10 protein-coding genes, 1 tRNA gene and 1 other RNA gene are annotated in these 12,646 nt (G+C 33.2%); 10 read left to right on the forward strand and 2 right to left on the reverse strand.

Annotated features, from left to right (window positions below):
* The first annotated feature begins 264 nt into the window (after positions 1-264).
* Genes KF896_13615 through KF896_13625 form a run of 3 tightly spaced genes read left to right on the forward strand, consistent with a single transcriptional unit; the run spans position 265 to position 3,664 of the window.
* Positions 265-1,299, forward strand: a complete 1,035-nt coding sequence (locus KF896_13615) for a D-alanine--D-alanine ligase (GenBank protein ID MBX3044747.1) — start codon at positions 265-267, stop codon at positions 1,297-1,299.
* Positions 1,300-1,327: 28 nt separating this feature from the next.
* Positions 1,328-2,320 (forward strand): adenosine kinase, encoded by a 993-nt coding sequence (locus KF896_13620; GenBank protein ID MBX3044748.1) that lies wholly within the window; start codon positions 1,328-1,330, stop codon positions 2,318-2,320.
* A gap of 9 nt (positions 2,321-2,329) precedes the next feature.
* Complete coding sequence (locus KF896_13625; protein MBX3044749.1) at positions 2,330-3,664, forward strand: hypothetical protein; 1,335 nt, start codon at positions 2,330-2,332, stop codon at positions 3,662-3,664.
* 122 nt (positions 3,665-3,786) lie between these two features.
* Here KF896_13625 and KF896_13630 read toward each other — a convergent pair whose 3' ends face one another.
* Positions 3,787-4,386: a M15 family metallopeptidase gene (locus KF896_13630; protein MBX3044750.1), complete on the reverse strand. Its 600-nt coding sequence runs from the start codon at positions 4,384-4,386 to the stop codon at positions 3,787-3,789.
* A gap of 212 nt (positions 4,387-4,598) precedes the next feature.
* Between KF896_13630 and KF896_13635 the strand changes: the two genes are divergently transcribed.
* The 4 genes from KF896_13635 (at position 4,599) to KF896_13650 (ending at position 10,016) form a co-directional block, all read left to right on the forward strand.
* Positions 4,599-7,775: a hypothetical protein gene (locus KF896_13635; protein ID MBX3044751.1), complete on the forward strand. Its 3,177-nt coding sequence runs from the start codon at positions 4,599-4,601 to the stop codon at positions 7,773-7,775.
* Positions 7,772-8,416: a response regulator transcription factor gene (locus tag KF896_13640; GenBank protein ID MBX3044752.1), complete on the forward strand. Its 645-nt coding sequence runs from the start codon at positions 7,772-7,774 to the stop codon at positions 8,414-8,416. Before KF896_13635 ends, KF896_13640 begins: the two co-directional genes overlap by 4 nt.
* A 72-nt stretch (positions 8,417-8,488) precedes the next feature.
* The gene (locus KF896_13645; GenBank protein ID MBX3044753.1) at positions 8,489-8,947 is read left to right on the forward strand and encodes a hypothetical protein; all 459 of its coding nucleotides are present in this window, start codon (positions 8,489-8,491) and stop codon (positions 8,945-8,947) included.
* Positions 8,948-9,026: 79 nt separating this feature from the next.
* Positions 9,027-10,016, forward strand: coding sequence for a hypothetical protein (locus KF896_13650; GenBank protein ID MBX3044754.1), 990 nt, complete (start codon positions 9,027-9,029; stop codon positions 10,014-10,016).
* Positions 10,017-10,062: 46 nt separating this feature from the next.
* Here the strand turns inward: KF896_13650 and KF896_13655 are convergent.
* Positions 10,063-10,136: transfer RNA gene (locus KF896_13655), tRNA-Arg, on the reverse strand.
* Between the two features lie 111 nt (positions 10,137-10,247).
* Here KF896_13655 and ffs point away from each other — a divergent pair.
* The 3 genes from ffs (at position 10,248) to KF896_13670 (ending at position 12,627) form a co-directional block, all read left to right on the forward strand.
* Positions 10,248-10,344, forward strand: an RNA gene (gene ffs / locus KF896_13660) — signal recognition particle sRNA small type.
* A gap of 119 nt (positions 10,345-10,463) precedes the next feature.
* Positions 10,464-11,357, forward strand: coding sequence for a 4-hydroxy-tetrahydrodipicolinate synthase (gene dapA, locus KF896_13665; protein ID MBX3044755.1), 894 nt, complete (start codon positions 10,464-10,466; stop codon positions 11,355-11,357).
* 16 nt (positions 11,358-11,373) lie between these two features.
* Positions 11,374-12,627 (forward strand): serine/threonine-protein phosphatase, encoded by a 1,254-nt coding sequence (locus KF896_13670; GenBank protein ID MBX3044756.1) that lies wholly within the window; start codon positions 11,374-11,376, stop codon positions 12,625-12,627.
* Positions 12,628-12,646: the final 19 nt, after the last annotated feature.

A 12,646-nucleotide genomic window follows, 5' to 3' on the forward strand; every position in this document is an offset into this window, starting at 1 on the left:
ATACTATTAATAAATATTTTAAAGCCATGACTTTGGCTTTTTCGATTTAACGAATTCGGATGATATTAATTATTATAATAAAAAATAATTTTCAACTTTTCGGGATTCATTAATTATCAATCTTACTAGTTGCTTACAATATTATTTGTAAGCATCCAAAGTTTAAATGAAGATATCAAAAAAATATCAATTCGCTCATATTATTTGAAAAATGCTTATTTTTGTATTCTAATTATTATATTAAATTTAATTTGAATAATTAATATGAAAATAGCAGTTATTTTTGGCGGAATTTCAACAGAGAGAAATGTTGCTATAACAGGTGGCAGATCGGTAATTGAAGCGCTCAGAGGTCTTGGATACGATGTAATGCCATGCGACCCTGCTTTCGGTGCTGAATTTTTTGAGCAATCAGAAAATTTATTTTCGGATATGTCTCAATTCAATGATATTGAAGAAATCCAGAATTATGACCCAAGAAATTATATCAATGCAATCAATTCAAGTCATTTTGATGAAATTGATGCCGCATTTATAGTTCTGCATGGTAAATATGGTGAAGATGGACTCATTCAGTCTTTGCTTGAATTCAGGGGAATTCCCTATACCGGAAGTAAAGTCAAAGCAAGCAGTTTATCATCTGATAAATCAGCTTCCAAGTATGCTTTTGCGTCCTCGGGCGTACTGACACCACCATGGATTTTGGTTTCGCGTGAAGATGTTAAAAATGAGAACTTATCTCGGGAAATCAGGAATCAATTTGGTAAAGAACTTGTAATCAAGCCTAATGACCAAGGTTCAACAATTGGTCTTACTATAGTAGAAACAGGCAATCTTGATGATATTGAGCGCGGTCTTGAGCTTGCTTCCAAGTATTCTAATGATATTCTGATTGAGAAATATATTGCAGGAAGAGAGCTTACTGTCGGAATAGTAGGCGATGATGCACTTCCGATCATAGAAATTGATATTGAAGATGGTTTCTATGATTACGAACATAAATATACAAAAGGTAAAACAAATTATATTTGTCCTGCAGAAATAAGTGAAGACATAGCTGAATTTACTCAATCAATGGCTCTTGCTGCCTATCATTCTCTTGGTTGCTCGGGATTTGGAAGAGTTGATTTCAGGCTTGATGACGAAGGTCAGCCTTTCTGCCTTGAAGTCAATACTATACCGGGATTTACAGCTCAGAGTCTGGTACCTATGGCGGCGAAACTTGTCGGAACAGAATTTCCTGAACTTTGCAAAAAATTGATTGATATTGCAATTGAAGACTTTAATAAACGTAAATAAATAATTGTTTAAAAAAAATAAAATTTGAATGAAAGATATTGAACTATGCGGATTAGGCAATGGCCTCGTTGATTTACAATTTTTAGTCAGTGATGAAGATTTGATTAAATCCGATCTTCAGAAAGGGGCTATGGTATTAATAGATGTTGAGAAGAGAAATAGATTAGTTAAAGATTTTTCTCATCTTGAATTTCACAAAGTCAGTGGTGGCTCTGCAGCAAATACTATTATATCATTTGCACAGCTTGGTGGCAAAGGAGCCTATAAAACAGTTCTCGGTAATGATGATTTCGGCGATTTTTATGCCCGCGAATTTCACGATCTTGGAATTGTACTGAACGCTGAACATATTGAGACTGCACCGACCGGTATATGCGTGATTTTCATAACACCTGATTCAGAAAGAACGCTTTACACTTGTCTTGCTGCAACAGCCGAATTCAGCTCCAAGAATATAGATGAAGATATTATTACTCGCTCTCAGTGGCTATATATCGAAGGATACAAGTTTTCAGAGCCACATAGTACTGAAGCAATTTATAAAGCTGTAGAAATTGCCAAAAAGCATGATACAAAGATTGCTGTAACATTTTCTGATACTTTTGTTACTGAACTTTTCAGAGATGGACTAATGAAGGTCGTAGAAGCCTCCGACCTTGTATTCTGCAATGAGGGAGAAGCAAAATCTTTTACTAAATCTGACAGCCGCGAAGAATCATTCAAAATACTCTGCGATATGGTTCCGAATGTTGCAGTAACTTATGGCAGCGAAGGCTCTAAGATTAAGTGGGATGGTAAGATTTATGATATTCCTTCGTTCAAAGTCAAACCAATTGATACAACCGGTGCAGGCGACAGCTATGCAGGAGCGTTTATGTATGGAATTATAAAGCATGGAGATGCAGCAATAGCCGGTAAGTTAGCCTCAAACATTTCTTCACGAATTGTTGCTCAAATGGGACCACGTGCAAAGTTTGATATGCAAAATGCTTTAATCGAAATTTTATCCGATTTGAAATAGAAGTTATTTATGAAAAATTCTCTTTTTTTAATATTATTTTTTTTATTTTTATCGTCAAATATTTTTGCTCAATCGGGAATTAAATTTCCTGAGCTTGCAAAAAGAATTGACCCTTATTTCGATATAGCATTAATCGAAGACCTCCGGAAGCAATTACCTCAGGGAGCAGATTTCAATATTTGGGGCTACGATGTAGGCGATTTCTCGGGTGATGGATATAACGATGTAGCAATGTCAATCAGACTAAGTGGCGACCGTTCACGGAGGATGCATGTATATTTATTTGCAGATATTGACGGTTTTCTTCAAAAAGTTGGACAATTTACATATAATTTCCTTGAGTTGCCTCTGGAAATAGGAGTGGTTATTCGCGGCGGAAAATGTTTCGTAACAAAAAAGAACAAACAGTACGACTGGATAATGGATGCATATTCATTTGATAACGGTGCTCTATTAAAAAGCGAAACATTTGCTACAAGAAGAGTTGGGGATTTCACTTATGAAAAAGTACGAAACTATGTGGACTTATTCGGAACAGACAAATACATCCGCACACGTAATGGCGAGGAAATGTTTTACAGAAAATATCTTATGCTCCCCTCCTACTCAAGAGGAAGAATGATTTACAAAGGTTATCAGGCAGAATTATACTCTGATTATGTTGACTATGTACATGCAGGAGCTTATTACTGGAAGGGCGAGACTGACTGCTCTTTCAGAGTGGCATCCTCTCATGATGATAATTTCCTGTATTTTACAATTGATGTAGCTGATGATATAGTTGTACCTCAGAATTGTGATACTTGCATTACCGATATGGTTGATATATGGTTTGATGTTAATATTGCCGGCGTTGATAATAGATTTGCTGAGTATCAAAAGGATGGAATAATAACATTCAGAACATCAGCTGAAAGCGGTATTTATCGCCTATCAATTAATCCCGGGAATTATCTCGAAAAGGAAGCGTGGGTTAAAATTGCTACAAGTGATGACGTAACACCTCTTCAAAGAGCTGAATCCAAAAATATTAAAGCAGTTTCTAACCTCACTGATAAAGGTTATGTGATTAAAGTGAGGGTTCCATTTGCTTTTCTTGGATATGCTACTAATCCTGTATCCGAAAATGAAGCAGTTGAATTTGGTTGTACTTTTGTTGTTACTGATTACGATAATGAATTTCGTCCTGAAGAAAAAACTGAATTATCTTCGTCTGTATTTTCACCATTTGACCCATCAAGCTATGGCTCACTTGTTCTTGTACCTCAAAACCAATGGTATGGAGAATCTGTTAATATTTATACAGAAGATATTATTAAAGGGCTTATGGAATATGGATTCTGAGTTTGAGAATAAATTAATAATATTAAAGAATACATAATTTACCCCAAAAATTGCTTGAACCTGAGTATTACAAGCGAAACACCGAAAATTATTCAAACAGACTCATAATGTATCAAATATGTTTATGGTTTGTCAAAATGGTGATAATCTTTAAGAGAGGTCCAGTCACCACCCCATCTCCAGCCTTTTGATTTTAAAAATATCACTACTTTCGAATTTGAAGACAAAGTGCCCGGTTCGTTGGGATTATATTTGGCTCCTTTGGGTGAAATTCTTCCATCGCTGTATATTACGGGGTTTTGTCGTGGGTTTATATCAATTGCTCTGCCGCTTGCATGATTCGAAAGACGTTGTGTTCCTGCTATAAATCTGTAGTTAAATGCAGAAGTATTGTTACTTTTCATAGATTCGTCATCACTCCAGTCATATTTTACAATCGGAACAACCTTATGAATGGGGAATTTCTCCTCTTTCAATATTTCAAATGCCTGACGGACATCATCTTCAACAGCTTGATTTATTACAAGTTGACCTCTCGTAAGTGAACCGCTGAAATTATAATATTCGACATCAAGTAATATTAATGAATCAATGATATTTTTTGGAGCTTTTGTTCCTGCAATTGAAGAATCAAATGTCATTTCAGAGTCTGAGTATAGGGATGATTTAACTGCAAATAATCCTAAAGATAAGATTGCAACCAAAGAAAATATGTATTTCATAAAATTATAATTACAAAGTTATTAATATAATGATGAAGTTAATACACTAGTTTTATTTTTAATTAAAATACTTATTTTTTATTATAAGATTTTACATTATTTTTGCAGAATTAGTAAAAAGAAATTCTAATGATTTTATTATAAATATTGACAGAATAGAAATTAAGATATTTGACAGATATAAAGTTATTTTATTAATATCAGCAACATTTTTGTTGTTGATAATTGCTTATTCTTCTCAAGGATTTGATGGAAGACCCCACTATTCATCTATTACAGTAGACAACGGGCTTTCTCAAAATTCTGTGCTTTCCTTATATCAGGATGAGAATGGATTCATTTGGGCTGCTACATCTGACGGACTCAACCGATTTGACGGTTATGAAATTAAAATATTCAGACATTCAGGTAAAGATAGCTTTTCAATTAAAAACAATTTTATCAACAATATTTTTCATAGTAATTATAATGGATTCTGGCTTGCTACTGATGATGGAATCAGCTTCTATGATGATTTAAGCGGAAAATTTTATAATTATCTGTCAGGATATAAAGTTTTACAAGGAGTAGAGGTAAATAAATCAATTTTATGTCTGACAATTTTGAGTGATAATTTTTATAAAGTTTTCAAGTTTGATGTTTTGAAAAATCAACTTTCTGAAATTGATGAAATTAATAATTCTTCAAATAGAACACTTTCATATAAAATAAAAAAGGACTTCCGAAACAGGATATGGATATTTGATAGTAAGTCAGTCTATCAGTATTTTGAAAATGGAGATGTCAAAAGATATCAGGTTGAACTTTCTAATAATGAATTATTAAAAGACTTTGAAGTATCCGGTAATGGTAAAATATTTGTAGCTACTAAGGATGAGATAATTCAGCTTGACGAAAATATGGATATGTTACAAAAATTGGATTGGTTTGTACCTAATAAAGATATTCGCTCTATAAGTTCCAATTTCGATAATCTTTTTGTATTCCATGACTTTACTAATGAATTGACTTTACTGAATTTGAATAAGAAGAAATCTCATCAGTTTTATCCTCCTAAAGAAAATCAGCTATTATATAAAGTCGCCTTAAGATGTATGTATATTGATAAAAGCGGTATAGTTTGGCTCGGCACTGAAGGAGGCGGAATCGCAATTATTAATTTAAAAAGAAATTTGTTTAATTTGCTTGCTCATAATCCAAATAATTTGAACTCGCTAAGTGTAAATTTCCCCAAAGGTCTGACAATTGATGCCGGTGATAATTTGTGGATTACGACAATTAAGGGCGGTATAAACAAGTATGATATTAAAAATAAAAAGTGGAGTTTATTCTCACCAAATTCAAAAGGTATATATTATTTACCCTCAATTTCCTATCAATCAATATTGGAAGATTTGGAAGGTACAATTTGGGCTGCCGGCGAAAATACTATTGATACATTTAACTTAAAAGAAGGCAAATTCATTAATTTCATTAAAAATGCAAACTCCGATTTTTTACACCTTGATTTTGATGGAAATATCTGGTTTAGAGACAAATATTTCATCAGGAAATATAATAAATCCAATAAAAGTTTTTCAAGTATTGATGAATTAGCAGATATTCCGGACGAATTAAAAAGAAGCAAGATTTTTACTTTCATCAATACTCAAAATAAAAATCTTTGGTTTGGCACAGATATTGGATTAATTAAAATTGATTTGAATACAAAGTCTTTAAAAAAATACAGCAGAAATGACGAAGGAAATTCACTGAGCAATAACTATGTACTTTCCTTATTCAGTGATTCTAAAAACAGGCTCTGGGTTACAACACGTGATGGACTAAATATTTACCGTCCCGATACTGACGACTTTTTCAAAATAGGAGAAAAGGAAGGTTTAGCAAATACTTTCATCTATGGAATTCTTGAAGATATAAACTCTCATTACTGGATATCAAGCAATAAGGGTTTATCAAAATTGATTTTATCAGACGAATTTAATTTGATAATTCAAAATTTTACAAAGGATGATGGTCTGCAATCCAATGAATTCAATACCAATTCTTTTGCAAAATCCAAAAATGGCTATCTGTTTTTTGGTGGTATTGGTGGAATTACATATTTTCATCCTGATTCAATTATTATCAATGAAGTTATTCCTGATATTGTTATAACAAAAATAAATCTATTTGATATGCCTCTTCAAATAAATAATAATTACCACGAAGTAACTAACCTAGTACTTAATTATTTTGAGAATACCTTATCTTTTGAGTTCTCTGGACTGGAATTTACAAACACATCAAATAATCAGTATGCATATTTTATGGTTGGTGTAGATACCGGTTGGGTATATTCAGGTGAAAAAAGGTTCGCAAGATATGCTAATCTCAAGCCGGGCAAGTATCTTTTCAAAGTAAAGGCATCAAATAATCATGGATTATGGAATGAAAAAGGCAAATCAATTCAAATAGAAATTACCCCTCCATTTTGGTCAACAATTGAGTTTAAGGTCTTATCTGCAATACTATTAATAATACTGGTCACTCTTGCTTATAAAATCAGAATGAAGAGTGTACAAAATAGAAATATTTACCTTGAAAATGCAATATCCGAACGTACTGATGAGTTGAAAAGAAAAAATCAACAGCTTCAGGATCAATCTGATGAAATTATTTCAATAAATGAATCCCTTGAAGAAAGAGTAAGGGAAAGAACACTTCAGCTTGAAGAAGCAAATCATAAATTGCAAGAAATTTTAAAAGAAATATCTGAAAGTAAAACCGACTCACTTAAGTCAATTATAAAAACTCAGGAAGATGAACGCTCAAGATTCGCCAAAGATTTGCATGATGGAGCAAGTCAATATTTAACTTTTTTGAAATTTAACATCAATAACGTACTCTCCAAACTCGATGATGGAGATATAAAAGAAAACCTGAAAGAACAGGTCAAGCTGATTGATAATATTGTCAAAGAATTAAGACAGTTTGCATACGCTTTGATGCCTCCTGTTCTCGAAAGAATAGGTCTAAAAGCAGCAATAGAAGAACTTGTAGAAATATACAAATCTTCCACTAATGTCAAATTTGAATATTATCTACAAGATAAACAAAAACCCCTTTCAAAATATTATAAAATTCAAGTTTATAGAGTGGTACAAGAAATTATAAACAATGCTGTCAAGCATTCCAATTGTACAAGAATAAGCATTCAGCTATTGACATATCCGTCAAATATTCTTATTATTATTGAAGACAACGGTAAAGGTTTCAAGGTAGATTCAGTCAAAAGCGGTATGGGACTAAAAAATATTTATAGTAGATTAGCCTTGATAAATGGAAAAATTGATATAGATTCACAGATTAATCACGGGACAACAATTACTATTGAGGTGCCTAATTGAATGACAAAGTAAAAATATTTATTGTTGATGACCATAAAATGATTCTTGACGGCTTGATCCATATGCTGAGTAAATACCAGGAATTTGAAGTTATCGGTACTTCACTCACTGGACAGGATGCTATAAAAGCTGCAAATCTTAACGGTATTATTGATATTTTTATAACTGATATAAACCTACCGGATTTAGATGGACTTGTGCTTATAAATACACTAAAACATTCTTATCCTGAATCAAAATTTATTGTACTTTCGATGCATAATAATAAAACAATTATCAGAAGTGCTTTCCAGAAAGGAATCATGGGTTATGTACTCAAAAATTCCGGTGAAGAGGATTTGGTTGAGGCTATAAGATTTGCATTAGAAGACAAAAAGTTTGTGTCAAAGGAGGCACTTAGTAACCTGATTGATTCTTTTGCCGAAAATGATATTGACAATGAAAATAATATACTTACAGACCGGGAAACAACTATAGCCAAACTAACTTCTAAAGGCTTAACTTCGGCAGAAATAGCATCAGTACTATTTATTTCCCCACGAACCGTCGAAACTCACAGAAGAAATATTATGCATAAACTTGGATTTAAAAATCAAGGTGAATTAATTAAATATGCAATAGAATCAGCATGGATTGATTAATTTTGTTACAAAATCAATATAATTTCGTTTAATACGATAATGATAATATAGGTTTAATTAATGGGTAATAATATGAAATATTTGTTTTTAGTTATAATGCTATTTAATATTGGGCTTGTTGCAGTAGCTGATGAGATAAAAAACGATGAAGCAGTAAAACCACCAAAACCGGCAAACTTGCCCGAAATGAGACTGCATCCGGACTTTATTTTCAAGTTATACTATGATGAAGACAGTCAGTTCGAACTAAATGAAGAAAGTTATAAGAAAATGTGGGTTGTGGCTGAATATCTCATGGCAAATCCTGATAGAAGCGTTCAGCTTAGAGTTTGGCAACATGAACATGAAGAACCAAATACTACAGATAAAAGACGAGATTTCATCAAGGATTTGTTGATAAAAATTGGGGTTAATCCTAATCGTGTTATGGCAAAAACAGAAAGACCTCTAATACCACAGGATGTGAGTGATATATTCACACCCGAAGAGCTTAAGGAAGCCAAACGGGTTGACGTTAAAATTATTAGATAATTCAACTAATATTAATTGTATCATACAATTAATAATGTAAATAACGTCAATTTATTTTTATAAATTATTAATTTCATCAATGCTGGAATCAATTCGCCGGATTTGGCACCCTGAACGATATCACGGCTCTAAGAAAAGGGATAATTTTTTTGAAGGTTGGTACTATAAGAATGTTAGTATTGACGGAAGTAGCATTTTATCTATTATTCCCGGTATATTCAAATCAAAAGATAAATCCAAAGAGCATGCCTTCATTCAGTTTATTGATGGACAAACTCTTGAAACTCACTATATAAAATTTAATGTCAGTGAATTTAAATTTGATATTAATGAATTTAATATTCGAATAGGAAACTGCCATTTTTCTGAGAATAGAGTTTTTATAGATATTGAGCGTGAAGATTTCAGAGCTTTTGGAGAATTAAACTTCAAAGGCTTAAGAAAATGGATTTCAACAAGATTCTCCCCCGGTGTAATGGGATGGTACTCATTTGTGCCTTTTATGGAGTGCAATCACGGCATAGTCAGCTTAAACCATCGTAGTCGTGGCAAAATATTGATTAATAAAAATATCTATTTATTTACTTTTGGCAGAGGCTACATCGAAAAAGACTGGGGAAAGTCATTTCCAAGTTCATATATATGGATGCAGTCTAACAGCTTCGAGATAGAGAATGTTTCTTTCTTTAGTTCAATTGCACGTATCCCTTGGTTTGGCAGCCATTTCCGTGGATTTATCTGCGGTTTGATGGTAGATGACCATTTGTATAAATTTGCAACATATACCGGCGCCAAAATTAGTAATATCAAAGTAAGCGAAAATCATATTCAATATGAAATAAAAGACAGATCGCTCATTCTGAAAATTAATGCCAAGAAAAACGAGGGAGGCAAATTACTTGCTCCATACAATAATCAAATGCTCGAAGGCAGAGTTCATGAAACTTTACTTTCTGAAATTGATGTAGAATTGCTTCAGGTATCTAAAAAAGGTATCCGCGAAATATTCAAAGGAAAAGGAATGTTTGCCGGTCTTGAAGTAGTTGGCAATATGGCAGAAATTATATAAAAAAGCCTCTCCGTAAATATTTATTTATCGGTGAGGCTTAAGGTTGTACGCCCGAGTGGATTCGAACCACTGGCCCTCAGCTTAGAAGGCTGATGCTCTATCCAGCTGAGCTACGAGCGCGACTAATTAAGAATACAAAAATAATACTTTTTTTTAATTTGACCAAATTATTTTAAATATATTTTTGCTATCTCGCAAAAATTTGTTACTTTTGTAGTTCATAAAATTAGGGATCAGGCCCCATACGGCTAAGACAGCCCAACTCCGTCAGATCCGGAAGGAAGCAGCGGCAAGCATGTTCTTAGGGTGTATGGTAAGCCTGGTCTTCTTTTTTTTACTCAAATCCAACAATTTTCTTTTAAAATAACTTTAAAACAGTTAAATTGCTTAATTATATTTTGTAATTTTGAAAAAACTTTTTTGTAAAATACTTTTCAGGGCAGGAAAATGATAGATGCTACACTCAAAGGTACTATCACAGCGATAGTAACACCATTTAAAAATGATTTGTCAATTGATTTTGATGCTTTTGAAAAACTTGTGAATTTTCAGATTGATTCAGGGATTGAGGGCATTGTTGTATGCGGCTCAACCGGTGAATCAGCTACCTTATCTTCAAAAGAAAAGCTTTCGCTTATTATTAAAGCTGTTGAAATTGCAAACGGAAGAACAGCAATTATCGCCGGAACCGGCTCAAATGATACTGCAGCGTCAATTGATATGACTCTTCTTGCTAAAGAAAGCGGAGCTGATGGTGTACTGCTTGTAGCACCCTATTATAATAAACCATCGCAAGAAGGCTTATTTAATCATTATCTCGCTATATCTGAAGCCGTTGATATTCCACAAATAATTTATAATGTTCCTGGTAGAGCCGGAATCAATATCAGCGCAGAAACTCAACTCAAAATTGCTGAAAACTGCAAAAATGTAATTGCTACAAAAGAAGCATCAGGTGATTTGGAACAAATGGCTGAAATTATGAAATATGCACCTGAAGGATTTGTATTATTCTGTGGAGATGACGCTCTTGCTCTGCCTTCTGTTTCAATTGGCTCTTCCGGAGTTATTTCTGTCATATCCAATTACGTACCTAAAGAATTCGGAGATTTAATTCGATTGGCACTAAGCGGTAATTTTCTGCAAGCTAAGGAGTTGCATTATAAATTATTAGATCTAATGCAGATTAATTTTATTGAATCTAATCCGGTTCCGGCTAAAGCCATATTAAACCTGATGGGTAAACTCGAAAATAATGTAAGACTTCCGCTAACTCCAATAACTGCAGTTAGTATGAAAAAAATTAAAACGGCATTACTAAATGTCGGTATTATAAAATAATATTCAGGTGCGACTGATGTACGCCTTAGAAAGTATGAATCAAAGAGAAATCTATAAACTGGTTGAAAATATCACTTCAGGTGAATATCAAAACGAGCTTGATTTTTTAAAAAATTTAGTTGAAGAAGTAGTTAATCAAAAAGAATTTCAGATTGTCGGTGGTAGAATCTGGCAGTTAAATGAAGATGATTTATCTTATACAATTCGTTATCAATACGGAAATGTTCAGAAAATTCCGGACGATTATACCCTATTTGTTAAAGACCAGCCCGTTCTTGCTGAATTGTTTGAAAAACGAACCACTCTTAACAGAGAAAATGACCCTGTATTAAAATCTAAAGGGATATTAGTTTATTCTGTTACAGGTGCAGGTGAAATTGTCAAGCTCAAATCAGGAAAATTTTATAAATTTGTTCTTGGGTTTAATGCAAATGAAATCCTGCAATCATTTTTTGAAACACTGAATATTATCAGTAGTGTTGCTACAATTACAATGCGCAGTTTTGGAACAGAAGAGCAGAAAAAAATGCAACGGGACATAATTAAAGCATCAGAAATTCAGAGAAATCTGCTTCCGGAACATTATCAGGAATTTCACGATTACAAAATTTATGGAGTTTGTATTCCGGATAGTGCCGTCGGTGGTGACTATTTCGATTATCTGCACAACAACGCTGAAGAAGAAGAAAGTTTTGGTATAGTAATAAGTGATGCTGCAAGTAAAGGACTCCCTGCAGCGATTCAGGCGCTTTTTGTTTCAGGAGCAATCAGGATGGCACAAGCTTTCAGCCCGAAAATATCCACTATGTTTTCAAGGCTGAATACACTAATTTTCGAAACATTCCCTTATGAAAGATTTGTTACGCTGTTTTATTGCGAACTTATGCCAACTTCAAATAGACTTGTACTTTATGCCAATGCTGGTCATTGCTCTCCGATTTATTACAGAGTTGAAAAAGACGAAGTATTTGCTTTAGAGCCAACAGGCGGTCTTTTGGGTCTTGTTCATCATCAAAAATTTAATGTTGAGAATATTGTTATGAGACCGGGCGATATCTTGGCATTATTTACAGACGGAATTAACGAAGCTCAAGATGAAAACGGAATTGCTTACAGCGATAATCGTATTATCGAAATGATAAAGTTACATAAAAATAAATCAGCTAAAGAGATTGCATTATTAATTATTGAAGATGTACAAAAATACGCTGCTCGTGGTAATTATAATGATGACCGAACTTTAATTATTGTAAAACGGGATGCAGTTTGATTCTTACCAGAATGGAGAA

It is taken from the genome of Ignavibacteriota bacterium (genome assembly GCA_019637995.1).
In the GTDB taxonomy this organism is placed as follows: Bacteria; Bacteroidota; Ignavibacteria; order Kapaibacteriales; family UBA2268; genus JANJTB01.

Bases quoted from the DNA above. Each gene is read 5' to 3' on its own strand.
- KF896_13620 (MBX3044748.1), top strand. From the start codon at position 1,328: ATGAAAGATATTGAACTATGCGGATTAGGCAATGGCCTCGTTGATTTA.
- KF896_13625 (MBX3044749.1), top strand. From the start codon at position 2,330: ATGAAAAATTCTCTTTTTTTAATATTATTTTTTTTATTTTTATCGTCA.
- KF896_13670 (MBX3044756.1), top strand. From the start codon at position 11,374: ATGTACGCCTTAGAAAGTATGAATCAAAGAGAAATCTATAAACTGGTT.
- KF896_13615 (MBX3044747.1), top strand. From the start codon at position 265: ATGAAAATAGCAGTTATTTTTGGCGGAATTTCAACAGAGAGAAATGTT.
- dapA (MBX3044755.1), top strand. From the start codon at position 10,464: ATGATAGATGCTACACTCAAAGGTACTATCACAGCGATAGTAACACCA.
- KF896_13650 (MBX3044754.1), top strand. From the start codon at position 9,027: ATGCTGGAATCAATTCGCCGGATTTGGCACCCTGAACGATATCACGGC.
- KF896_13630 (MBX3044750.1), bottom strand. From the start codon at position 4,386: ATGAAATACATATTTTCTTTGGTTGCAATCTTATCTTTAGGATTATTT.
- KF896_13645 (MBX3044753.1), top strand. From the start codon at position 8,489: ATGAAATATTTGTTTTTAGTTATAATGCTATTTAATATTGGGCTTGTT.